This window comes from Clostridium sp. AF02-29 (genome assembly GCF_934835585.1).
Lineage (GTDB): Bacteria > Bacillota > Clostridia > Lachnospirales > Lachnospiraceae > Otoolea > Otoolea fessa.
Window position 1 is genome coordinate 1 of record NZ_CAKVZK010000042.1, and the last position, 22,870, is coordinate 22,870.

General features: G+C 51.3%; 20 protein-coding genes and 4 tRNA genes. 20 read left to right on the plus strand and 4 right to left on the minus strand.

Going from position 1 to position 22,870, the window contains the following annotated elements; all coding sequences use genetic code 11:
• The first annotated feature begins 61 nt into the window (after positions 1–61).
• The 15 genes from PUQ60_RS10080 to PUQ60_RS10150 all read left to right on the plus strand — a co-directional run bounded on the left by PUQ60_RS10080 (position 62) and on the right by PUQ60_RS10150 (position 12,890).
• Positions 62–143, plus strand: a tRNA-Tyr gene (locus PUQ60_RS10080).
• A 66-nt stretch (positions 144–209) separates the two neighbouring features.
• Positions 210–283: transfer RNA gene (locus tag PUQ60_RS10085), tRNA-Met, on the plus strand.
• A gap of 196 nt (positions 284–479) precedes the next feature.
• Positions 480–552: transfer RNA gene (locus PUQ60_RS10090), tRNA-Phe, on the plus strand.
• 3 nt (positions 553–555) lie between these two features.
• A tRNA-Lys gene (locus tag PUQ60_RS10095) sits at positions 556–628 on the plus strand.
• A gap of 319 nt (positions 629–947) precedes the next feature.
• Positions 948–2,069, plus strand: a complete 1,122-nt coding sequence (locus PUQ60_RS10100) for an MBL fold metallo-hydrolase (RefSeq protein WP_273381467.1) — start codon at positions 948–950, stop codon at positions 2,067–2,069.
• A 92-nt stretch (positions 2,070–2,161) separates the two neighbouring features.
• Positions 2,162–3,754: an aminotransferase class I/II-fold pyridoxal phosphate-dependent enzyme gene (locus PUQ60_RS10105; protein WP_273381466.1), complete on the plus strand. Its 1,593-nt coding sequence runs from the start codon at positions 2,162–2,164 to the stop codon at positions 3,752–3,754.
• 120 nt (positions 3,755–3,874) lie between these two features.
• Positions 3,875–4,492 (plus strand): guanylate kinase, encoded by a 618-nt coding sequence (locus tag PUQ60_RS10110; protein WP_273381465.1) that lies wholly within the window; start codon positions 3,875–3,877, stop codon positions 4,490–4,492.
• Positions 4,493–4,759: 267 nt separating this feature from the next.
• A complete protein-coding gene (holB, locus tag PUQ60_RS10115) occupies positions 4,760–5,749 on the plus strand; it encodes a DNA polymerase III subunit delta' (protein WP_022360399.1) in 990 nt (329 codons plus the stop codon).
• A 4-nt stretch (positions 5,750–5,753) separates the two neighbouring features.
• Positions 5,754–6,665: a stage 0 sporulation family protein gene (locus PUQ60_RS10120; RefSeq protein ID WP_022360400.1), complete on the plus strand. Its 912-nt coding sequence runs from the start codon at positions 5,754–5,756 to the stop codon at positions 6,663–6,665.
• Positions 6,655–7,386: a tRNA1(Val) (adenine(37)-N6)-methyltransferase gene (locus PUQ60_RS10125; RefSeq protein ID WP_273380543.1), complete on the plus strand. Its 732-nt coding sequence runs from the start codon at positions 6,655–6,657 to the stop codon at positions 7,384–7,386. The genes PUQ60_RS10120 and PUQ60_RS10125 overlap by 11 nt, the downstream gene beginning before the upstream one ends.
• 15 nt (positions 7,387–7,401) lie before the next feature.
• A complete protein-coding gene (rsmI, locus tag PUQ60_RS10130) occupies positions 7,402–8,253 on the plus strand; it encodes a 16S rRNA (cytidine(1402)-2'-O)-methyltransferase (RefSeq protein WP_107001770.1) in 852 nt (283 codons plus the stop codon).
• Between the two features lie 364 nt (positions 8,254–8,617).
• Positions 8,618–9,493: a pyridoxal 5'-phosphate synthase lyase subunit PdxS gene (pdxS, locus tag PUQ60_RS10135; protein WP_107001769.1), complete on the plus strand. Its 876-nt coding sequence runs from the start codon at positions 8,618–8,620 to the stop codon at positions 9,491–9,493.
• Position 9,494: 1 nt separating this feature from the next.
• A complete protein-coding gene (gene pdxT / locus PUQ60_RS10140) occupies positions 9,495–10,073 on the plus strand; it encodes a pyridoxal 5'-phosphate synthase glutaminase subunit PdxT (RefSeq protein WP_022360404.1) in 579 nt (192 codons plus the stop codon).
• A gap of 379 nt (positions 10,074–10,452) precedes the next feature.
• Positions 10,453–11,598: a PLP-dependent aspartate aminotransferase family protein gene (locus PUQ60_RS10145; protein WP_273380545.1), complete on the plus strand. Its 1,146-nt coding sequence runs from the start codon at positions 10,453–10,455 to the stop codon at positions 11,596–11,598.
• A 119-nt stretch (positions 11,599–11,717) separates the two neighbouring features.
• On the plus strand, positions 11,718–12,890 hold the full coding sequence (locus PUQ60_RS10150) for a MalY/PatB family protein (protein ID WP_273380547.1): 1,173 nt from the start codon (positions 11,718–11,720) through the stop codon (positions 12,888–12,890).
• 117 nt (positions 12,891–13,007) lie between these two features.
• On the opposite strand, the gene glgB is transcribed toward PUQ60_RS10150, so the two are convergent.
• The 4 genes from glgB to PUQ60_RS10170 all read right to left on the minus strand — a co-directional run bounded on the left by glgB (position 13,008) and on the right by PUQ60_RS10170 (position 17,267).
• Positions 13,008–14,954, minus strand: a complete 1,947-nt coding sequence (gene glgB, locus PUQ60_RS10155) for a 1,4-alpha-glucan branching protein GlgB (RefSeq protein ID WP_270487884.1) — start codon at positions 14,952–14,954, stop codon at positions 13,008–13,010.
• 4 nt (positions 14,955–14,958) lie between these two features.
• A complete protein-coding gene (locus PUQ60_RS10160; RefSeq protein WP_273380549.1) occupies positions 14,959–16,506 on the minus strand; it encodes an alpha-amylase family glycosyl hydrolase in 1,548 nt (515 codons plus the stop codon).
• Positions 16,507–16,529: 23 nt separating this feature from the next.
• Positions 16,530–16,772, minus strand: coding sequence for a YaaL family protein (locus PUQ60_RS10165; protein ID WP_273400855.1), 243 nt, complete (start codon positions 16,770–16,772; stop codon positions 16,530–16,532).
• An 81-nt stretch (positions 16,773–16,853) separates the two neighbouring features.
• Positions 16,854–17,267 carry a metalloregulator ArsR/SmtB family transcription factor gene (locus PUQ60_RS10170; protein WP_273380553.1) on the minus strand — a complete coding sequence of 138 codons (414 nt, stop codon included), beginning with the start codon at positions 17,265–17,267 and terminating at the stop codon, positions 16,854–16,856.
• 530 nt (positions 17,268–17,797) lie between these two features.
• Here PUQ60_RS10170 and PUQ60_RS10175 point away from each other — a divergent pair.
• The 5 genes from PUQ60_RS10175 (at position 17,798) to PUQ60_RS10195 (ending at position 22,704) form a co-directional block, all read left to right on the plus strand.
• Entirely contained in the window at positions 17,798–18,373 is a 576-nt protein-coding gene (locus PUQ60_RS10175; protein WP_273380555.1) for a prepilin peptidase, read from the plus strand.
• 35 nt (positions 18,374–18,408) lie between these two features.
• Positions 18,409–19,413 (plus strand): hypothetical protein, encoded by a 1,005-nt coding sequence (locus PUQ60_RS10180; protein ID WP_022360412.1) that lies wholly within the window; start codon positions 18,409–18,411, stop codon positions 19,411–19,413.
• A 119-nt stretch (positions 19,414–19,532) separates the two neighbouring features.
• Positions 19,533–20,741, plus strand: a complete 1,209-nt coding sequence (locus PUQ60_RS10185; protein WP_337539572.1) for a CpaF family protein — start codon at positions 19,533–19,535, stop codon at positions 20,739–20,741.
• On the plus strand, positions 20,692–21,474 hold the full coding sequence (locus PUQ60_RS10190) for a type II secretion system F family protein (protein WP_243022012.1): 783 nt from the start codon (positions 20,692–20,694) through the stop codon (positions 21,472–21,474). The genes PUQ60_RS10185 and PUQ60_RS10190 overlap by 50 nt, the downstream gene beginning before the upstream one ends.
• A 6-nt stretch (positions 21,475–21,480) precedes the next feature.
• Positions 21,481–22,704 carry a hypothetical protein gene (locus tag PUQ60_RS10195; RefSeq protein ID WP_273380557.1) on the plus strand — a complete coding sequence of 408 codons (1,224 nt, stop codon included), beginning with the start codon at positions 21,481–21,483 and terminating at the stop codon, positions 22,702–22,704.
• Positions 22,705–22,870: the final 166 nt, after the last annotated feature.

Here is a 22,870-nt window from a genome sequence, read left to right on the forward strand (position 1 = left end):
GAGCAGCTGATTTGTAATCAGCAGGTTATCGGTTCGAGTCCGATCATCGGCTTTTTAAAATGGATGGGTTCCCGAGTGGCCAAAGGGGGCAGACTGTAAATCTGTTGCGTCTCGCTTCGGTGGTTCGAATCCACCTCCATCCATTATTATTTTTACAATAATGGTTGTATTTTTCCAGAAATTGTATATAATAATAGAGTAAGAATTAGCGCGGGGTGGAGCAGTCTGGAAGCTCGTCGGGCTCATAACCCGAAGGTCGCAGGTTCAAATCCTGCCCCCGCAATTTTTTTATGCAATGAGAAGTGCACAGATAAAAATATAGAAGTTAAAAACATGCTTGCATGTTTTTTAACAGATATATTTTTAGATGTATACGGCGAATGCCGTAAGCGAAAGACCGCAGGTCTTGAGCTGAGCACTTCGGACTAAAAAAAGCGACAAGCAAACTTTTAATCCGCATAAAATCAAATAACCATTACGCCCAGATAGCTCAGTTGGTAGAGCAGAGGACTGAAAATCCTCGTGTCACTGGTTCGATTCCGGTTCTGGGCATATGGGGTATTAGCTCAGTCGGTAGAGCACTTGACTTTTAATCAAGTTGTCCGGGGTTCGAATCCCCGATGCCTCATGAAGATGAGAAGCCGTCACACTGGAGACAGTGTGGCGGTTTTTTGTGTAATAGGGAATTCCAAGGAATTTTCTATTACACAAAAAGGCACTAACGTGCCAATGATGTGCACTCGCGCGAAGAAGAAATAGGAAACTTCGTTTAACATTCATGTTAAGTAAAAAAGCCATTCAGACAGGAGTCTTTCTTGAATATATAATTTCTTGTTTTCGGATATGGCAGCTGTTATAATTGATTGAAAACAGAAGCAAATAGAAAACCAAAATGGAAGTAAGAATAGAAATAGGCAAATGCAGAAATTTTAAAATGGAGAAGAAAAATGGAGCCAAACAAGATGAAACAGAAACGCTGGAAATATTTATATGCAGCGGCGGCGCTTGGCATGACGTTCCTTTTGAACTTGAGCGGATGTAGCCGCCGGTTCACGAACTATCCGGAGACAGCCGGAACGGTAGCAATCGTGGACAGTACAGAGCGGGAGGCTGTCCGAGATGAAAATGGAGAAAATCCAGATCAGCCGATTGATTTAGATAACCTGGGGGAACAGCAGTCGGCGGCAGAAATGGAAGCGTTAGCTGCGGCGGAGGCGGCGGAGCCGGGCGTGGAGGAGCCGTATCTGGACGGGGGAGAGCTTCGGCTTTTAGCGTGTGCGGATATCTGGCAGAACCTCTCCTGCGTTATGAAGACGAAGGAAGGCGCGGTGATCGTGGTAGACGGCGGTCGTGATGTCGATGCACCGCATTTGATTGAGGTTATTCAGGAGTTGGGCGGTCATGTGGATGTATGGCTTTTAACCCATCCGCACAGCGATCATGTGGGGGCGATCACGGAGATTTTAAACATGGATCCGATGCCGATCTCGATCGGTAAGGTGTATTATTCATTTCTGAATAAAGAATTTTTAGGTCAGGAGCAGGTTTCAAGACGGGATTCAGATTTGGAGTGTTATGATCGGATCACGGAAGCGATTGCGAAACTGCCGGAAGCAGAAAAATGCGGGACGCTTACGAAAGGGCAGAAGATTTCAGTGGCGGGCGCGGAGATCACAGTGATGAACGAGCCATTTGCCTGCACGGAAAATAGTTTTAATAACAGCTCGGTCGCGTACCGCGTGGAGATGGGCGGAAAACGGATCCTGTTTTTGGGTGATATGGGCTGGCAGGCAGGGGAAGATTTTCTTGCCAATCATACGCAGGAGGAACTGAAATCGGATGTGCTACAGATGGCGCACCATGGGCAGAGAGGCGTGGAAGAGGAGCTCTACCAGGAAATTTCACCGGAGGTCTGCTTATGGCCGACGCCGGACTGGCTCTGGGATAATGTGCAGGATGGCGTCGCGGGCGCTGGTTCGTATAAGACGCCGATTGTCCGTGGATGGATGGTAACATTAGGTGTGAAGAAAAATCTTTGTGTCAAGGATGGCGATCAGATACTGCGGTAGTTTTTTATAAAAGATAGAAATAAAATTTTAAAAAGTTGTTTTCAGGGAAATGAAATGCTTCTGGGATGCGGTGCAGCGGATAGAAATAAGATATGAACGAAAAAAGAGAGAAACAGAAGGAAGAAGAAAAAGTGAATAAAGACAGGAAAATGCGGTCGGAAACAATCATCCTACGTCCGGAAGTTCCGCTTTTAGAACGTTTATCCACCTATGCGGCGTCGGATGCCTACCCGTTCCACATGCCGGGGCACAAACGCCAGGTGAAAATGGGGATAACTTCCGTTCCGAATCCATTTTCGGTGGATATCACGGAGATTGATGGATTTGACAACCTGCATCATGCGGAAGATATTTTGAAAGAGTCGATGAATTCGGCGGCTGCGGTGTACGGAGCAGACCGGAGCTGGTATCTGGTGAATGGCAGTACGTGCGGGATTCTGGCGGCGATCGCGGCGGCGATGAAGCCGGGGGAAAAAATCCTCATGGCTCGAAATTCCCACAAATCGGCGTATCACGCGGTGATTTTAAACCAGCTGGAACCGGTATATTTATATCCGGAGGAGGTGCCGGAGTTTCAGATTCCGGGAGGGATCGAGCCAGAGCAGGTGGAACGAGCACTTTTGGAGCATCCGGAGATCCGGGCGGTGTTTGTGACTTCCCCGACCTATGAGGGGATCGTGTCGGATATCCAGGGGATTGCAGCGACGGCGCACCGGCATGGAGCGGCGCTGATTGTGGACGAGGCGCACGGCGCGCATCTGCCGTTTGGGGATGGGAACTATTTCCCGGATGGGGCGTTACAGGAGGGGGCGGACCTGGTGATCCAGAGTCTTCACAAGACGCTTCCATCTCTGACACAGACGGCGATTCTGCATCTGAAAAGCCAGATTCTGGATGCGAAGAAGGTGGAACAGTATTTATCGGTTTACCAGAGTTCCAGCCCGTCGTATATTCTGATTGCGTCGATGGAGAACTGCGTCCGGTATATGGCAGAAAAAGGAGCCGGGGAGATGGCGCGGTATGGCGCGCGATTGCGGGAACTCCGGGAAAAATTGGCGAAGCTAAAACATTTCCGGCTTCTGAAAGAGAAAATCTGTGGTGCGGCAGGTGTGTATGGATATGATCCGTCAAAACTGGTGCTATTTCCAGATTTTATGACGGGAACCAGACTGGCAGAGGTTTTGCGGACAGAGTATCATCTGGAGGCGGAGATGTCGAGCGGGCGGTATGTGCTTCTGATGACTTCGTTTATGGATACGGAGGAAGGATTTTCGCGTCTGGAGCGGGCACTTTTGGAGCTGGATGCGCGGGTGGAAAAGCTGGAGGCGGAAAGTGTTGGGCTGAAAGATGCAAAACAAGGCAGGCAGGAACCGTTTTCGGGAGCACAATCGAATCAGAAACCGAACCAAGAAAATGATTCAGAAAACTATCCGCAGCAGATGTGTCTCCCCTGGCAGGCATGGCATGGGGATGGCATGCTGGTGCCGCTTGAGGAGGCGGAAGGAAGGGCGGCGCGGACCTGCGTTACCATTTATCCGCCGGGGGTGCCGATGCTGATGCCGGGAGAGCGGATTGGAAAACGGGAGATCTTGCGGATTCGTGAAGCTTGGAGGCTGGGACTTACGGTGGAAGGAATTTGTGAAAAACCAGACAAATTGAATTTGTGGATAGAGGTTGTTATTTAGAAAATGTCAGGTATTGATTTACCAGGTTCGCACATTTGCCATAAGAAACAGAGAAAAATCGGATTTATATATACGATGGAATGCGTGTGAAAATACTGGCTGGAAAGGCATAATAGGAAGATGGGACATATATTTTACGTGATGGGAAAGAGCGCGTCCGGGAAGGACACGATCTATAAGATATTGAGAGAGCGGCTGCCGCAGATCCGGACGGTGGTGCCGTATACGACCAGACCGATCCGGGCAGGCGAGCGGGACGGTGTGGAGTATTATTTTGTGACCGGAAAAAGGCTTGCGGATTTGGAGAAACAGGGAAAGATCATTGAAAAGAGAACCTACCAGACTATTTATGGACCGTGGAGTTATGCAACGGTGGACGATGGGCAGATCGATCTGGGATCGCATGATTATTTCATGATCGGGACGCTGGAATCGTATGAGGGGACGCGTAATTATTTCGGCGCGTATGCACTGGTGCCGCTTTACATTGAGGTGGAGGACGGTGAACGCCTTCAGCGTGCGCTTGACCGGGAACGGCAGCAGACAGAGCCAAAGTATGCGGAGCTGTGCCGCCGTTTCCTGGCGGATGAGGCAGATTTCAGTGCCGAAAATATGGAAAAATGTGGGATCCGGGCGGAAAACCGGTTTGAAAACCGCGAGCTGGAAGCGTGTGTGGATACGTTGGTAAGGGAAATTCGGGCTCACGGATTGGCACTTTTGGAACCGAAAGTGCCGTAAGAAAACGTGGTGGCAGCAGGAATTTGCCGTATTTAAATGCGAAGCCACGGCAAATTCCGTTACTGGGCACGTATGCGTGAACAGTAACAAATTCGGAATTTCATCGCACTAGGCAGAGGTTAAATCTTGTGTTATACTAAGATGATAGAGATTTACAAATAATAAAAGAAGGGCATGATAGAAGGGATCCCAACCGATCCATACGATTGAAATGATTTTAGAATTAAAATCCAGAGTCCATAGTCCAGCCCTGAAAGGAGCATCAAGATGGCAGGTTTTCACGATATTATTGGACATGAGAAGATAAAAGAGCACCTTCAGAAGGCGATCGGGTATCAGAGAGTTTCACATGCTTACATATTGTCGGGCGAGGAAGGAATGGGACGCAAGACGATCGCGAAGGCATTTGCCATGACGCTTTTGTGCGAGAAACATGGGACGGAGCCGTGCATGGAATGCCATTCCTGTAAGCAGTTTTTGTCGGGCAATCATCCGGATGTGATCTGGGTGACACATGAGAAACCGGCGAGCATTGGTGTCGATGATGTCCGGATTCAGATCAATGATACGGTTTCGATCCGCCCGTACAGCAGTCCATATAAGATATATCTGGTCGATGAGGCGGAGAAAATGACGGTGCAGGCGCAGAACGCTCTTTTAAAGACGATTGAGGAGCCGCCGGCCTATGCGGTGCTGGTGCTTATCACGACGAACCCGGAGGTATTTCTGCCGACGATCCTGTCCCGCTGTATCCAGTTGAAACTTCGTCCGCTCAAGGATTCGGTGGTAAGCGATTACCTGACGGAGAAAATGGGCGTTTCGGATGGTCAGGCGGATATTTATGCGGCGTTTGCGAGAGGAAATTTAGGAAAAGCGATTCATCTCGCCTCTTCGGAGGAGTTTGCACTTTTGTACCGAGAGGTGCTGACGCTGCTTAAAAATATCAAGGACATGGATATTCCGATGCTTCTGGATTATATCCGCAAGCTGCAGGAGGACAATCTGGATCTGTATGAGTGCCTGGATTTCATGCAGCTCTGGTACAGGGATATTCTGATGTTTAAGGTCACAAAGGACATGAATTCGCTGATCTTTAAGGATGAGTATTCAGCGGTCAGCAGTTGCTGCCAGAAGAGTTCCTATGAGGGGCTGGAAGAGATATTGAGTGCGATTGAAAAGGCAAAAGTCCGGCTGAATGCTAACGTCAACACCGATTTGGCGCTGGAGCTGATGCTTTTGACGATGAAGGAGAATTAAATTTATGATAAAGGTAATCGGAGTCCGGTTCCGCAAGGCCGGAAAGGTATATTACTTCGATCCGGCGCAGATGGAAATCAAGATGGGCGACCATGTGATCGTGGAGACCGCCCGCGGAATCGAGTTCGGAGAGGTGGTTCTTGGCGTCCGCGAGGTGGATGAGAAGAAGGTGATCCAGCCGCTGAAATCGGTCATTCGTATGGCGACGAAGAATGACGAGGAGCTGGAACGGAAGAATAAAGAAAAAGAGCATGAGGCATTCCAGATCTGTCAGGAAAAGATCCGCAAGCATGAATTGCAGATGAAGCTGATCGATGCAGAATACACCTTTGATAACAATAAGCTGCTGTTTTATTTTACGGCGGATGGAAGAATCGATTTCCGTGAGCTTGTCAAGGATCTGGCGGCAGTCTTTAAGACGCGGATCGAGCTGCGCCAGATTGGCGTCCGGGATGAGACGAAGATTTTGGGTGGCGTCGGTATCTGTGGTCGTCCGCTCTGTTGTCATTCATATTTATCGGAGTTTATTCCGGTTTCAATCAAGATGGCAAAAGAGCAGAATCTGTCCTTAAATCCGACGAAGATTTCGGGTGTGTGCGGTCGTCTGATGTGCTGCCTGAAATACGAGGAAGAGACGTATGAGGATCTGAACAGCCATCTGCCGAGTGTCGGCGATTACGTCACAACGGATGACGGGCTGAAAGGCGAGGTTCACAGCGTCAGCGTCCTGCGCCAGCAGGTAAAGGTGGTTGTGACGGTAGGACGGGATGAGAAGGAGATCCGTGATTACCGTGTGGATCAGCTCAAGTTTAAGCCGAAGCGCCGCCGTGACAGGGGAAATGTCAACGATGCGGAGCTGAAAGCGCTGGAGGCACTGGAGAAAAAGGAAGGAAAGTCGAAGCTGGATGATAATTAAAGAGGGCGAGCGGATCGATGAACTGCAGCGGAACGGATACCGGATCATCCAGAAGACGAACGGGTTCTGTTTTGGCATGGACGCGGTGCTTTTGTCCGGGTTTGCATCGGTAAAGCCGGGCGAGAAAGCGCTTGATCTGGGAACGGGAACCGGTATTATCCCGATTCTTCTGGAGGCAAAGACGGAAGGAAGCCATTTTACAGGTCTGGAGATCCAGGCGGAGATGGCGGAGATGGCATCCCGGAGTGTGGCGCTCAACAGGCTGGAAGATAAGGTTTCGATCGTGCAGGGCGATATCAAGGAGGTTCCGACGCTGTTTGAGAAGGCATCCTTTGATGTGGTAACGACGAACCCGCCGTACATGAACGACAGCCATGGGCTGAAAAATCCCGATCTTCCCAAGGCGATTGCCCGCCATGAGGTTCTCTGCAATCTGGAGGATGTCGTGCGCGCGGCGGCTTCGGCACTTCGTCCCGGCGGACGACTCTATATGGTGCACCGTCCGAGACGGCTCATTGAGATTCTGATGGCGATGAAAAGTCAGAAATTGGAGCCGAAGCGGATGAAATTTGTCCATCCGTTTGCAGATAAAGAGGCAAATATGGTTCTCATCGAGGCGGTGCGCGGCGGCGGCGCGCTGATGACAGTGGAAAAGCCGATCATTGTGTACAAAGAGCCGGGCGTGTATACGGATGAGATTTATGATATTTACGGGTATTAATGGAATAGGAGAACGATGGAAGGAACATTATATTTGTGTGCCACGCCGATCGGCAACCTGGATGACATCACATTCCGGGTACTGGAGACGTTAAAGCAGGTGGATCTGATTGCGGCGGAGGACACGCGGCACAGTATTAAGCTTCTGAATCATTTTGATATTCATACACCGATGACGAGCTACCATGAGTACAATAAGGTCGAGAAGGCGCGTGTGCTGGTGGAGAAGCTGAAATCGGGCATGAATATTGCCTGCATCACGGACGCCGGGACGCCGGGTATTTCGGATCCGGGCGAGGAGCTGGTGCGCCAGTGCTGCGAGGCGGGAATTAAAGTAACCGCGCTTCCGGGAGCGGTGGCGTGTGTTACGGCGCTGATTATTTCGGGACTTCCGACGAGACGGTTCTGTTTTGAGGCATTTCTTCCGACGGACAAGAAGGAGCACCAGCGGGTGCTTGCAGAGCTTCAGAATGAGACGCGCACGATTGTGCTTTACGAGGCGCCGCACCACCTTCTGCGGACTCTCACGGAGCTTTACGAGGCGCTGGGGGATAGAAAGGCGTCCATCTGCCGGGAGCTGACGAAGAAATACGAGACGGCATTCCGGACGACGCTTTCGCAGGCGGTGGCGTATTATACGGAAAATGAGCCGAAGGGCGAGTGCGTGATCGTCATCGAGGGCAAATCCGTCCAGGAGATCGAGGCGGAGGATCAGGCGCGCTGGCAGCAGATGTCCCTGGAAGAGCATATGGAACATTATGAATCACAGGGAAACAGCCGCAAGGAAGCGATGAAGCTGGTGGCGAAGGACCGCGGGGTTTCGAAGCGGGATGTGTACCAGGCGCTGCTGGAGGCGGAAGAGGCGTAGACACAAACGGAAAGCTGAAAAATGGGTAAGTGGAGTGGCGTTGGTGGAATGCTAGGGCGCTCTGGTTTGTGCAGATAAAAGAAAAATAGAATAAGATTTGAGAAAAGAACAAACTGTACTGATTAAAATATTTAAAAGTGTATATTTTAATCAGTACAGTTTTTGTTATAATTCCTACTAAGTTGATGCGGAAATGAATGTAAAAATACAGAATGTCAGTGAATTGTTTTTCGCAAGGCAGAATAGAAAGGCAGAAGAGGCGCTTGCCTGTGAATGATTCAGTGGATTCGGGTATTGATTGCAAGGATCGTAAGGACGCTTGGCTTACAAAGAAAAATCATATTCAACCACGGGAGGAATAAAAATGGCAGAGAATCGTTATGAACTGAATAAACAGCTGGCACAGATGTTAAAGGGCGGCGTTATCATGGATGTCACAACCCCGGAGCAGGCGAAGATCGCGGAGGCGGCAGGCGCGTGTGCGGTTATGGCGCTGGAGCGGATTCCGGCGGATATCCGGGCAGCGGGCGGTGTGTCCCGTATGAGTGACCCGAAGATGATTCGCGGCATTCAGGAGGCAGTTTCGATTCCGGTTATGGCGAAGTGCCGGATCGGTCATTTTGTGGAGGCGCAGATTCTGGAAGCGATCGAGATTGATTATATCGATGAGAGCGAGGTATTATCTCCTGCGGATGATGTGTACCATATTGACAAGACACAGTTCAAGGTTCCGTTTGTCTGCGGTGCGAGAGACCTGGGAGAGGCGCTGCGCCGGATCGAGGAAGGTGCTTCGATGATCCGTACCAAGGGCGAGCCGGGAACGGGCGATGTCGTACAGGCAGTCCGCCATATGCGTGCGATGAATTCGGAGATCCGCCGGGTTCAGAACCTGCGTGAGGATGAGCTTTACGAGGCAGCAAAACAGTTAAAAGTTCCGGTTCATCTGCTCCGCTATGTACATGACAATGGACGCCTCCCGGTTGTCAATTTCGCGGCAGGCGGCGTGGCTACCCCGGCGGATGCGGCTCTGATGATGCAGCTGGGCGCAGAGGGAGTCTTTGTTGGATCTGGTATCTTCAAGTCAGGCAATCCGGAGAAACGTGCGTCGGCGATCGTGCAGGCAGTAACGAATTACAAGGATGCAAAATTACTTGCTGCGATTTCTGAGGATCTGGGCGAGGCGATGGTTGGTATCAATGAGAATGAGATTGCGATTTTGATGGCAGAGCGGGGACAGTAAGATGGAGAAAAAACAGATAGGCGTGCTGGCGGTGCAGGGCGCGTTTGCCGAACACATTGCCATGGTACGGAAACTGGGCGCAGAGGCGTTTGAGATCCGGCAGCTTCCGGATCTGGAGCGGCCGATGGACGGACTGATTCTGCCGGGCGGTGAGAGCACCGCGATGCGCAAGCTCCTGGATGAGCTGGGGCTTTATGAGCCGCTTCGGGCAAAGATTGCGGCAGGGCTTCCGGTGTATGGAACGTGCGCGGGGCTTCTGCTTCTGGCCAAGGAGATCGAGGGCGGAACGCCGTGCTTTGCGACGATGGATGTGTCGGCGGTGCGGAATGCCTACGGGCGTCAGCTTGGAAGTTTTTACACGGAGGCTGAATTTGCCGGTCTGGGGACGATTCCGATGACTTTTATCCGCGCGCCGTACATCGCTTCGCTTCAGGAAAATGTTAAGGTGCTGGCGACAGTGGATGGAAAGATAGTCGCAGCCAGACAGGGAAACCAGTTTGCGACGGCATTTCATCCGGAATTGAATGAGGATGTGACGGTGCACCGGTATTTTCTAGAGGAAGTCTGCAAAGGAAATTAAGAGTGTAATTTGGTAAAAATTAGCGTGTGGTTGATGAAAAGTGAAACCTACTGGTAAGGGGAGCGAGAACTGCAGCCATTTAAAGCGGTCAGAATGGATGATATATTTCTGAAATGTGGGAAGATGTCATTGATTCTGACCTTTTCTTTATTTGTTTGGAAGGTGCGTTCTGTGAAAAAACAAAAAATGTACTTTGATAGGTTTTTGCGCTGAGGAAGGAAAACGCCCGGGAAAATGGCGGACTGCATGGAATTCCTATTGACAAAGTAGGAATTCCGCATTACAATCACTGATAAACCAATTAAAACAATATGAAATAAGAAAAATATATAAAAAACAAATTTGCTGATATAGCAAATAGACACAGGAGGATGACATCGTGGCTTATCAGATAGAGACAACTTGTATTTGCGGAGATCCGGAAACTTCTAAAAACCATTCTTTTGGCGCTGTTTCAGTACCGATTTACCAGACGGCGACTTTTGCCCACCCGGGTATTGGGGAATCGACCGGTCATAATTATACGCGTGAGAGCAACCCGACCAGAGACGAGTTGGAAAAGACTGTTTCGGCGCTGGAAGGAGCGGTTGATACCGTTGCCTGCACATCCGGTATGGCGGCGATCTCGCTGATGATGGAGCTGTTTGACAGTGGCAGCCATTTTGTATGTACCGAGGATCTGTATGGCGGTTCTGTCCGTATTTTTGAGGCACTGGAAAAGAAGCGCGGTTTTTCATTTTCCTATGTAAATACAGCCGATGTGGAGGCGGTTGAGAAGGCGATCACGGATCAGACGAAGGCACTCTACATCGAGACACCGAGCAACCCGACGATGCAGGTGACCGATCTGGCGGAAATGAGCCGTCTGGCGACGAAGCACGGACTGCTTCTGATCGTGGACAATACCTTCCTGTCCCCGTATCTGCAGAATCCGATCGCGCAGGGCGCGGATCTGGTTGTCCACAGCGGCACGAAGTTTTTAGGCGGTCACAATGATACGCTGGCTGGATTTTTATGTACGCCGATCAAGGCGCTGGCAGAGCAGATCCGGTATCTGTTCAAGACGATCGGAAGCGGACTTTCTCCGTTTGATTCTTTCTTAGTCCTGCGCGGCATCAAGACTCTGTCAGTGCGTGTGGAACGGCAGCAGGAGAATGCGATGAAGATCGCGAGCTGGCTGAAAGAGCAGAAAAAAGTAACGGATGTCTACTATGTAGGACTTCCGGAGCATCCGGGGTATGAGATCAACCAAAAACAGAGCCGCGGCGCGGGCAGCATGATTTCGTTCCGCACTGATACAGAGGAGACGGCGAGAAAGGTGCTGGAGCGCGTGAAGCTTATTTCCTATGCGGAGAGTCTGGGCGGCGTGGAGTCCCTGATTACCTATCCGATGCTGCAGACACACGGCGATGTGCCGGTTGAGATCCGGGAACGTCTTGGAATTACGGAGACATTTTTACGTCTGTCTGTCGGTATTGAAAATGTGGATGATCTGATTGCGGATTTGGAGCAGGCGTTAGCGTAAAAAGAGGATAGATATGTTTGGTATCGGTTTTGCATGGGCAGTGGGATATGGACATGGATGACAGGACGCCAGAGTGAAAACTGTTCATTGACAGGAACGATGGATTGGGAGGAAAATGCATGAAATACGATTTTGACAAAGTGGTGGACCGGCATGGTACCAACTGTTTAAAATATGATTTTGCCATCGAGCGAGGAAAACCAGCGGATATTTTACCGCTTTGGGTGGCTGATATGGATTTTCAGACGGCTCCGGCGATTTTAGAGCGGCTGGAAGAGACAGTAAAACATGGCATTTTCGGCTACAGTGATGGAAAAGAGGGCTATTTTGCGGCAGTCCAGAACTGGTACCGGGAGCGCTTTGGCTGGGAGACGAAACCGGAGTGGCTGGTGAAGACACCGGGCGTTGTATTCGCGCTGGCGGCGGCTGTCCGGGCGTATACAAAGGAAGGTGACGGCGTACTGCTTCAGCAGCCGGTGTACTATCCGTTTTCGGAAGTAATTACGGATAATGGGCGTAAGATTGTCAACAGCCCGCTGAAAATCACGGATGGCTATTATACGATGGATCTGGATGATCTGGAAACGAAGATCGTGGAAAATAAGGTCAAATTGTTCCTGCTTTGCAGTCCGCACAACCCGGTCGGACGTGTCTGGAGCGAGGAAGAACTGCGCCGGGTTGGCGAGATTTGCCTGCGTCACGGTGTGCTCGTGGTCAGCGATGAGATCCACAGTGATTTTACCCGCGAGGGACATCCGCACACAGTATTTGCGAAGCTGGGTGCAGAGTTTGAGCAGAACTGCCTGATCTGCACGGCACCATCTAAGACGTTCAATCTGGCGGGACTGCAGATTTCCAATATCTTTGTGCCGAACCCAGAGCTTCGGAAGAAACTCTTAAAGGAGATCGCGGCGGCAGGCTACAGCCAGGTCGGTCTGATGGGACTGGTAGCATGCCAGGCGGCGTATGAAGAGGGCGCGGAGTGGCTTGCACAGCTAAAAGCGTATCTGGAGGAGAACCGGAAGTTTGTGAAGGCGTATCTGGAAGAGCATCTGCCGGAAATCCGTCTGATCGAGCCGGAGGGAACCTACCTTCTGTGGCTGGATTTTAAGGCGCTTCATTTGAATGAAAAAGAGCTGGAACATCTGATCGTGGACAAGGCACATCTGTGGCTGGACAGCGGCGCGATGTTCGGACCGGACGGCGAGGGCTTCGAGCGGATCAATATCGCATGCCCGCGGGCGACGGTGGAGAAAGCGCTGAAGCAGCTGGAAGCGGCGATCCGCGGATAAAATTGATTGGGTCACGAATCAGAACCCGTATAAATAAAACCTGCCGCAGGCAGACTGTATCCCCCCATATAAACAGTCTGTCTGCGGCAGGTTTTTTGAATTCATAGGAACATTATTTTATGAGAACCGGAACACCGCAGTTCCATACGCCGGAAGCGGGTACGCAAAGGAGTATGGCTGTCCGTCACATTCGCTCTTGATGGAGCGGTAATGGCTGATCTTATCGCCGCGCTTGTAGTAGCCGTGTTCCTGGTCAAGCAGCAGCGTGTAGGTGCCGCGTTTCGGAACGCCGACGCGGTAATCGTCGCGGTCTACCGGGGTGAAGTTGCAGATGAAGAGAAGATTCTTTTTCTGTGTTTCATCGCGGCGGATAAAGCTGAAAATACTGCGGTCTCCGTCGTTGGCGTTGATCCACTGGAAGCCGTCATACTCCTCGTCCAGGCGGTAGAGCGCCGGATATTTGTGGTAGAGCGTCAAAAGCCCTTTCACATAATTCTGGAGGTCGGCATGGAACGGCTCTTTCGTAAGGTACCAGTCGAGGGAGACTTTTTCATCCCATTCATGGAACTGACCGAAATCCTGTCCCATGAAGAGAAGTTTCTTGCCCGGATGTCCGAGCATGAAAGTGTAGCCGACTTTCAGGTTGGCAAATTTATCCTCGTATTCGCCCGGCATTTTGTTGATCATCGAGCATTTGAGGTGGACGACCTCGTCGTGCGAGAGCACCAGAATGAAGTTTTCGCTGGTGCAGTAGGTGATGCCGAAGGTCATTTTGTTGTGGTTAAATTTACGGAAATACGGGTCGAGCTTCATGTATTCGAGGAAGTCATGCATCCAGCCCATATTCCATTTGAAGGTAAATCCAAGACCGTCCTCCTCCGGGCTCTTGGTAACCTTCGGCCAGGCGGTGGATTCCTCGGCAATGATGATGGCGCCGTCCTTCCGGCCGCGGATCACGCTGTTTAAATGTTTGAAGAACTCGATGGCTTCGAGGTTTTTGTTGTCGCCATATTTATTTGGTACCCACTGTCCGTCCTGGCGTCCATAGTCTAAGTAAAGCATGGAGGCGACGGCGTCCACGCGCAGACCGTCGATGTGGTATTCATCGAGCCAGTAGAGCGCGTTGGCGATCAGAAAATTGGATACCTCGTTTTTGGCATAATCAAAGACCTTGGTACCCCAGTCCGGGTGCTCGCCTTTGCGCGGGTCGGCATACTCATAGAGCGCCTGTCCGTCGAAATCGGCAAGTCCATGTGCATCCTTCGGAAAATGCGCCGGAACCCAGTCTAGGATGACACCGATGCCTTTTTTATGTAAGTAATTGACGAAATACATAAATTCCGCCGGGGTTCCGTAGCGGGAGGTCGGGGCAAAATAGCCGGTTACCTGATAGCCCCAGGAGCCGTCATACGGATGTTCGGCGATTCCCATGAGCTCTACATGGGTGTAGCCCATTTCCAGGACATAGTCAGCCAGCTCATGCGCGGCTTCCATGTAAGTGTAATAACCGTCCTTTTCCGGGCGGTTTTTCTTTTTCCAGGATCCTAAGTGAACCTCGTAGATAGAGATTGGCGCCTTGACCGGATCGGTGCCCGCGCGCGATTCCATCCATTTGGAATCGTTCCATTTGAAGCCGCGGATATCGGCGGTCACGGAAGCGGTTCCTGGACGGTATTCTGCCGAAAATGCATATGGATCTGCCTTAAATAAAATCGTTCCCGTGTGCGTGGTGATGGCGAATTTGTAGAGCTGTCCTACGCCAAGTCCCGGTACGAAGAGCTCGTAAATGCCGCTGTCTGCGACCGGCTTCATCGGGGTTGCATCCGGATTCCAGGCGTTGAAGTCGCCGACCAGGCTGACGGCGGCTGCGTGCGGCGCCCAGACCGCGAAATAGTAGCCGTCCTGTCCGCGATATGTATAAGGGTGTGCGCCCAGCTTGTGGTAGAGCTGGTAGTGGCGGCCTTCTCCGAAGAGATACCGGTCAAGCTCGCCGATCACGCCGAGTCCCTCTGTCTTTGGTTTTTTCGATGTGGTTCGTTTAGTAGTGGAAGCTGCTTTTTTCATAAGGTTACCCCTCCGTGATTCCGAGAATAACAGCGCTGTTACCCTCTAATTCTATCTGAATTTTGTTTGTATTCTTATCGATCAAAAACGATTTTCCGGTAATCAGATCCGTAGCTTGTTCCGCTGTCGTGTGGAATGGAAGCGGAACTTGTAAATAAGCGGCGTTGTCATCGTTGTTGGCAGCGGTAAGGATCGCCTGGTGGTCACCGTGTCTGGCAAATGCGTACTGCCGGTTTGTCAGCAGAAGTTCCTGATAACGCCCACCGTGAAGCGCCGGTTCGGCGGCGTGGATGGCGGCGAGTTTCTGGATCAGAAGTGTAAGCGGTGTCACGGTGCCTGCGTTGGTATCTGTGTTTGAGTCTGTGGTGCTTGAAGAGGTCTGGCAGCAGGTGTTTGCGCCTGCGTGTATGTTTGTGCCTGTGGCGCTCGAAAAGCTCTGGCAGTTGCCATTTGTGCGTATGCCTGTGTTTTGTCCGTCGCTGGTCTGCATTTCTTCTGCAAGCGGTCTCGGCGGCAGGATTCTCGGACGGAGTTCCGTATCAGAGTTGTGTCCGCGGCGTCCCTGAATGCCCCATTCACTTCCATAATAGATGGATGGAATGCCCGGAAGAGTGAACAGCAGCGTGTAAAGCGGCGCAAGATGTGCCGGATTTAACAGTTTGCTTGCGATCCGGTCTTCGTCGTGGTTGTCCACAAAGGTGTAGAGATCCCGCCCCACTGCTTCGAGGCGGCGGACATTGTGTGCCAGTTCGAAATAATTGTGGTCGTTGTGCGCGGAATAGATACTTTTGTGCATCTCGTAGTTGGTGACGGAATGAAGCATCTGCGGATTGACCCAGCGGGCGTATTCGCCGTGGATGACTTCACCCATCAGCCAGAATTCCGGCTTGATTTCATTTGCCAGCCGGCGCAGTTCCTGCATAAATTCAAAGGAAAGATCGCCCGCGCAGTCGAGGCGGATACCGTCGATGTCAAATTCCTGCACCCAGAAACGGACAGTGTCAAGCAGATAGTTCCGCACTTCCGGGTTTCCGTGGTTTAAGCAGGGAAGCTCCCAGATGCCGTGCCAGGATTCGTAACCGAAGGAATCGCCGAGCGGGCTGCCCCAGCCGAAATTGACGTTCCTGTACCATCCGGCGTAAGGGGACTGGTCACGGTGCGCCTGCAGGTTGCGGAAGGCGAAAAATTCGCGACCGGTGTGGTTGAATACGCCGTCCACGACGACGCGGATGCCATGCTCATGGCAGCAGTCCACGAAAGATCGGAACGAGCCGTTGGTTCCCAGCCGCCGGTCGATGAGCCGGAAATCGCGGGTATCATAGCCGTGCGTGGATGATTCAAACAGCGGTCCAATATAGATTGCGGAAATATGCAGACTCTCTAAATAGGGAATCCACAGCATCAGTTCGTCCATGCGGGAATCGGCGGAAACGTCCCTGTTTGTGCCATCCGCTGCCCCATCGGAGACGGGATAGGGATTGGCAAACGGCGATCCGGTCATTCCCAGAGGATACATATGGTAAAAGGTGGCTTTGTCGTACCAGGCTGTCATGAGAAAATTCCTCCTTGTGGCGGTTAAATGGTATTTTCCTGTTGTTTAATATGTCGTAAAAGGAACTGATACCGGAGGTGTGCGGCTTTCAGTTCGTAGATATAGCAGTCAATCAGAGTCGGATCGACGACCTCTTCAAAATGGTTGAAAACGGTGTTGATCGTGCTCATGGTCTGTCGCAGTTCTGTCAGCAGCTCCGGGGCAGGGTGGGCGGAAAAAATGTCCGTGCTGGTGATCCCGGAGCAGTGGGTGCGGTTGTGCTTCATGGTTTGATGCTCTCTTTCTGAATCCTATAAATTGGTACAACGATCAGTATATTCAGAAAATGGAAAGATATGCATCCTGGTTCAGGCGTCCATGGAAAGCACGGATTCCAGCAGATGTCCGAGCTGCATCAGTTTCCGGGTGCTGTCTTCGATTGAGAGATAATAGTAATTGCAGGTTCCCTCCCGGTGGACATCGATCAGCCCGGCTGTCTTTAAGATCTTCAAATGGTGGGAAACTGCCGGGCGCGACAGGCTGGTCCGTTCGGTGATCTCCCGGACGTTTAAGCCATGCGGACGGGGCTGATTGGGCAGGCTGATTGGACGGTCATCGTTTTTATCCGGCTGATTTGTGTTCATAGGGTTGTTTTTTTTGCGTCCCGTGAGGGCTTCGTCCGTCAGCGCTTCGATGATCGTCAGCCGTATTTCATCGCCCAGTGCGATAAAAAGAGGCATACAGGTATGAAAATGCTGTTTAAGTTCTGTTCCTTTTTTCATCGCGGCTCCTCCTTCTATAATGGTTTAAAAATTTAAACTAATAGTATTTTACCATTTTTTGTTTCGTCAGTCAATGGAAAGGAAATTGCTGGAATGGGTATTTATAGATAAAAAATAAAGAGATATTTTGGCAATTATTTTCAAATGACGAAATTGTCTAGCTAAAATAATGGGTTCAGATGCACAAAGTTTTTGAGATGTTTTTGGCGCATATTTCGGGTGTTTTGGGATTGACTTTTGACCAAAAACTGTTCATAATGGAGGAACATTCATGGATGGGTTCTTCCATCTGTCACGGGAATCCGGATTTCCCGTTGATCTATTATTAAGATTCTAAAAGTTAAGTTCAGAGAAATGTTCGATAATTTTTCAGGAATGTTTGAAGTGCATACAGGAAATGAATGGAAAAAGGTGGCGGTAAAAGCTGGCGCAGGACTGGCAGCTATCGTTTGCGGCAGGAGTTTTGAAAAGAGGACATACTGTGCAGAAATTGTTCGTTTCATGTATGCGAAAGAGAAGGAGGGGATGGATTGACCTTTTTGCTGCTGTTGTTTACTGGCTGCTGTGCGTTTTGGGATTTGAAAAAACGCCGTATTCCCAATGGGATGCTTCTGCTTGGCGGCCTGTTGTTTCTTTTGATTCGGTTTGGCCTGGGGATGAAGATGGGATATACGGCCGGATGGGACGGGCGGCTGCCGGGATATGGGGCGGCGCTTATGATGGGGATTGGCGAGACTTGTGGATATTTGATTCGTATCGGGAGTTTACTGATTGTCCTGTTCCCTTTGTATCTGTTTCGCATGATAGGTGCGGGGGACATCAAAATGGCAGCCGTCCTGTTTGGTGCCGCCGGGCTGCGGCAGGGCGGGCGGATTTTCCTGTGCGGGCTGGCAGCTGCCGGAATATGGTCGCTCGTATTACTTATCCGGCGTGGGATTGCCAGGCAGCGGCTTACATATCTTGTGTTTTATTTGTACCGATTCGCGCTTGGGGGAAGCGTCGAGCCGTACTATCTGGAAGCGCGGGATGGAAAAGAGGCATCTTTTTGTCTGGCACCGTGCCTGTTTTTGGGAGTGATTGGGGCGGAGCTGATTCGGTATCTGTAAGGAAAATGGCTTGTGATTAGGGAGGTGGCGGTGCGATGAAGCATATTCTGGCGGTGTATGATGTGGATCCGGTCTATGCGGCGCGGTTTGCAGAGGTAGTTAACCAGAAGGAAAAAATACCGTTTGAGGTGGTGGCGTTCAGCTCGATCGAGCGGCTGCGGGCATTTGCGGCGGAACATCCGGTAAAGCTTCTGTTGTTGGGCGAGCATGTTCCGGCGGAAGAAAAGGAGTCCATCCGGGCGGAAAAGGTTATTCTTTTATCGGATAATGGGGGAAAACCGGTCAGTCCGTCAGTTCCCTGTGTTTACAAATACCAGTCCAGCGATGCGATTGTGCGCGACGTGATGACCTGGTATGGGGAAAGCCCGGGGGAGCTGCCGGAGGTGTCCGGGCGGGGGCTGGCGAAGGTCTTGGGAGTGTATTCGCCGGTTGGACGGTGTTTAAAGACCTCGTTTGCCCTGACAATGGGAAAACTTTTGGCACAGGAGGAGCGGGTGCTGTATCTGAACCTGGAGGAATTTTCCGGTCTGTCGGTTTTGATGAAAGAAGAATATAAGAGTGATTTGTCGGATCTGTTGTATTTTTACAATGGTGGAAGCTATAATTCGCTTCGTTTGAGCAGCGTTGTCCACACGATGGGGGAGCTGGATTATATTCCGCCGGTGCGCTATCCGGAGGATCTGGATCAGGCGGGAGAGGAGGCAATCGCGGGGCTTATACGGGCAATTGCCGGGGAGAGTGCGTATGATACGCTGGTAGTGGATATAGGAAGCGGGCGCAGGACGGCGCTTTCGGTAATGAAGCTGTGCCGGGTAATTTATATGCCGATCCGGGAAGATCCGGTGTCTTTGGCAAAGCTTAAGGAGCTGGAGCAGTATTTTTCACAGACAGGAAATGGCATGCTAAGGGAACGTATTAAACGCCTGAAGCTTCCGTATCACGGCAGTTTTGGACGGGGCGATTATATTGACCAGCTCTTATGGGGAGAACTGGGTGATTATGTCCGGCAGCTGCTGCGGGGAAGCAGTGTGGGCGGATAATGTTCATTGTGGGTTAAATTAGAAGGGCAAAGTCTTTTGACAGGGATAAATTGAGCGGGATTTTGCCAGTCATTCTAAAGAGTAAACGGTTGTGAGAGAAACAACTGGCAGGGGGAAGTATGCAGGAGCAGAAAATGGTTTTGAGGCAGCGTCTGATGGAGCAGATGGAGAGCCGTATGCAGGTGGAGGATGAGGAGCTGCGCGACCTGATCGACATGGCGATTCTGGAAGCGGCAGAAGGGGCGTATCTGCCGTTAAAAGAGCGGCTTTGTTTGAGAAAAGAGCTGTTTGATTCATTCAGACGGCTGGATATTTTGCAGGAGCTGGTCGATGATCCGACGATCACGGAGATCATGGTAAATGGCACGGAGCACATTTTTGTCGAGCGGCAGGGGCGTGTGGAAGAGTTAGAAAAGCACTTTGATTCGGTAGGGCAGCTAGAGGATCTGATTCAGCAGATTGTAAGCCGTGTCAACCGGACGGTCAATCTGGCATCCCCGATTGCGGATGCGAGACTGGAAGATGGTTCTCGTGTCCACGTGGTGCTGGCACCGGTGGCGTTAAATGGGCCGATTTTAACGATCCGGAAGTTCCCGGAACCGATCACGATGGAACGTCTGATTGAGTTAAAAAGTATCAGCCGGGAGGCAGCGGCATTTTTGCAGAAAGCGGTCGAGCGGGGACTCAATATTTTTATCAGCGGCGGAACCGGATCGGGAAAAACGACGATCTTAAACGCCATGTCCGGCTATATTCCACAGGAGGACCGCGTCATTACGATCGAGGATTCGGCAGAGCTTCAAATCCGCCATGTAACGAATCTTGTCAGCCTGGAAACACGGGTAGAAAACCGGGATGGTTCGCAGGAGATTTCCATGCGCGATCTGATCCGGGCGAGTCTCCGAATGCGTCCGGACCGCATCATCGTTGGGGAGGTCCGGGGCGGCGAGGCGCTGGAAATGCTGCAGGCGATGAATACGGGACACGATGGCTCGCTCTCAACCGGACATGCAAACAGCGCCAAAGATATGCTCTCAAGACTGGAAACGATGGTTCTGATGGCAGCAGAGCTGCCGCTTGCGGCGGTCCGGAGCCAGATCGGTTCAGCACTCGATCTGATGGTCCATGTCGGGCGGATGCGGGACCGGAGCCGGAAGGTGCTGGAGATCACGGAGGTGATAGGCTATGAAAATGGGGAAATCCGCCTTTCTCCCATCTATCAGTTTCAGGAAAGCGGGGAGACAGCTTCCGGACAGGTGGAAGGAGCACTTGTCCAGGTTGGCAGATTTGAAGGGCGGCGCAGATTCACGGGAGGAAGTGCTTTCTGATTACCGGGTTTACCACCTGACGGGGCAGGAGTGGATACGTTACCTTCTGGAGGGAACAGCGGTGTGCGCCGTGACGGCATATGTATTCTACCGTTCATTTCTGGCGTTCGTTCTGATGCTTCCGGCGGGGATGCTGCGGCCGTTTTTTAAGAGGCGGGAGCTCTGCCGCCGGAGAAAAGAGGAGCTTCGGCTCCAGTTTAAGGAAGCGATTCAGATCGTGGCTTCGGCGCTGGCTGCAGGCTATTCGGTGGAAAATGCGTTTATTGCGAGCGTGCGCGATCTGGAAGAACAATACGGAAAAGAAGGGATGATTACCCGTGAGTTTTCATATCTGGCAAGCCAGCTTAAAATGAACCGGACCGTGGAGGCGCTGCTTTCTTCCTTTGCGAAGAGGAGCGGTCTGGATGAGGTGGAAAATTTCTCTGTTATTTTTACTGTATCCAAACGGAGCCGGGGCGAGCTGGCAAGCGTGGTTCACCATGTCGTTCACGTGATTTCGGATCGCATTCAGGTGCGGGAGGAAATTCTCACGATGACGGCAGAAAAGCAGTTTGAACAGAGAATTATGAACCTGATGCCGTACCTGATCGTGCTCTACGTGGATTTGTCATCGCCGGGCTTTTTCTCACAGATGTATGAGACAGCGGTGGGGCGGGTGGTGATGACAGGGTGTCTGGTGGTCTATCTGCTGGCATGGAGGGTATCGGGGAAAATTCTTCAGATTGAGGTGTGAAACAGCATGGGTAAAATGGGGAAAAAGCAGGTTTTATGCATTCTTTTGGGGATAATTCTGGCAGCTGCGGGATATCTGGTGGAAAAACGGGATGGGGCGCTGGAAGATGGGAACCGGCTGAACCGCTATGCATACGGAGAAGGAGAACGGCAGCAGGAAGTGTGGGTGCGCGGACTGTGCGAGAAGGAGATTCCGGTGGAAATTTCGCTCGGAGAGCGGGAATATGCGGAAGAGGATGCAAAAAAAGCATTGCTGGAGGCGGGAGGTAAACTGGCGGATTTAATTCGGGGAAACAATCTGTCCCTGCAGGAGGTAAGGGAAGATCTACATCTCGTCGGCTGGCTGGAAGAAGAGGGCATCCGGGTCCGCTGGACACCGGAGGATGCGGAATGGATTCAGACGGATGGGACAGTTTTAAATGAAGAATGTCCGGAGAAGGGGATTCAGACAGAACTGACCGCATCCCTGCAGGCGGGGGTATTCAGCCGGGAGTACCGGTTTCCGGTCACGCTATATCCGCCGCTTCGGACGAAGCAGCAGGAAAAAGAGGCAGGTTTTAAGCGGCTGTTAAAGCAGATGGATGAGGCGCAGAGAACGGAAGGGCAGCTGGTTCTGCCAAAGATGTATGAGGGGAAGAATTTATCTTACCGGGTGCGCGGAGACAGGGAATATCTGCTGTTTCCGGTGCTGGGGATTGCGGCGGCAATTCTGCTTCCTCTTTATGAAAAACAGAAGGAGAGTGAGGCGAAAAAGAAGAAAAAGCGGGAGCTGATGGAAGATTATCCGGAGATTGTATCAAAGCTGACTGTATTTTCCGGGGCGGGGCTTCCGGTCCGCCGGGCATGGGAGCGGATTGTGCTGGAATACGAGGCGGCATGCCGGGCGGGAACACAGACGGAGCGGGCGGCATACCGGGAAATGGCAGCGGCATATCACCGGATGCAGCGCGGTGTCCCGGAACTACAGGCATATGCGGAATTTGGTGCGGGCTGCCGCCTGAGACCGTACCGGAAGCTTTCCGGGCTTTTGGAGCAGAATGTCAGAAATGGGGCAGAAGGACTTCGAAAGGCGCTGGAGACAGAGATGGAGTCGGCGTTTGAAGAAGAGAAAGCACTGGCAAGACGCCGGGGGGAAGAGGCATCCACAAAGCTGATGCTTCCATTGTTTTTGATGTTGATGATTATTATGGTGATGGTTTCAGTCCCGGCGTTTCTGGCGTTTGGGATCTGAAAAATGGGGAGAAAGGAGAAAAAGTATATGGATAAAGCGTATCTGGTAAGAGAAGTAAAATCGTTTCTGATGGACGAGGATGGTGTGGGGGTCATTGAGTTAGTGCTGATTCTGGTGGAAATATTTACCCCCTAATTTACGCTATATATTATGTAAATACAGTGGA

What these genes read in the sequence shown, in the direction of transcription:
- PUQ60_RS10120 (WP_022360400.1), top strand. Translation starts at nt 5,754, where the DNA reads ATGATAAAGGTAATCGGAGTCCGGTTCCGCAAGGCCGGAAAGGTATAT.
- PUQ60_RS10110 (WP_273381465.1), top strand. Translation starts at nt 3,875, where the DNA reads ATGGGACATATATTTTACGTGATGGGAAAGAGCGCGTCCGGGAAGGAC.
- PUQ60_RS10185 (WP_337539572.1), top strand. Translation starts at nt 19,533, where the DNA reads ATGCAGGAGCAGAAAATGGTTTTGAGGCAGCGTCTGATGGAGCAGATG.
- PUQ60_RS10170 (WP_273380553.1), bottom strand. Translation starts at nt 17,267, where the DNA reads ATGAAAAAAGGAACAGAACTTAAACAGCATTTTCATACCTGTATGCCT.
- PUQ60_RS10165 (WP_273400855.1), bottom strand. Translation starts at nt 16,772, where the DNA reads ATGAAGCACAACCGCACCCACTGCTCCGGGATCACCAGCACGGACATT.
- PUQ60_RS10195 (WP_273380557.1), top strand. Translation starts at nt 21,481, where the DNA reads ATGGGTAAAATGGGGAAAAAGCAGGTTTTATGCATTCTTTTGGGGATA.
- PUQ60_RS10160 (WP_273380549.1), bottom strand. Translation starts at nt 16,506, where the DNA reads ATGACAGCCTGGTACGACAAAGCCACCTTTTACCATATGTATCCTCTG.
- pdxT (WP_022360404.1), top strand. Translation starts at nt 9,495, where the DNA reads ATGGAGAAAAAACAGATAGGCGTGCTGGCGGTGCAGGGCGCGTTTGCC.
- glgB (WP_270487884.1), bottom strand. Translation starts at nt 14,954, where the DNA reads ATGAAAAAAGCAGCTTCCACTACTAAACGAACCACATCGAAAAAACCA.
- PUQ60_RS10125 (WP_273380543.1), top strand. Translation starts at nt 6,655, where the DNA reads ATGATAATTAAAGAGGGCGAGCGGATCGATGAACTGCAGCGGAACGGA.
- PUQ60_RS10180 (WP_022360412.1), top strand. Translation starts at nt 18,409, where the DNA reads ATGAAGCATATTCTGGCGGTGTATGATGTGGATCCGGTCTATGCGGCG.
- PUQ60_RS10150 (WP_273380547.1), top strand. Translation starts at nt 11,718, where the DNA reads ATGAAATACGATTTTGACAAAGTGGTGGACCGGCATGGTACCAACTGT.
- pdxS (WP_107001769.1), top strand. Translation starts at nt 8,618, where the DNA reads ATGGCAGAGAATCGTTATGAACTGAATAAACAGCTGGCACAGATGTTA.
- PUQ60_RS10100 (WP_273381467.1), top strand. Translation starts at nt 948, where the DNA reads ATGGAGCCAAACAAGATGAAACAGAAACGCTGGAAATATTTATATGCA.
- holB (WP_022360399.1), top strand. Translation starts at nt 4,760, where the DNA reads ATGGCAGGTTTTCACGATATTATTGGACATGAGAAGATAAAAGAGCAC.
- rsmI (WP_107001770.1), top strand. Translation starts at nt 7,402, where the DNA reads ATGGAAGGAACATTATATTTGTGTGCCACGCCGATCGGCAACCTGGAT.
- PUQ60_RS10105 (WP_273381466.1), top strand. Translation starts at nt 2,162, where the DNA reads ATGAACGAAAAAAGAGAGAAACAGAAGGAAGAAGAAAAAGTGAATAAA.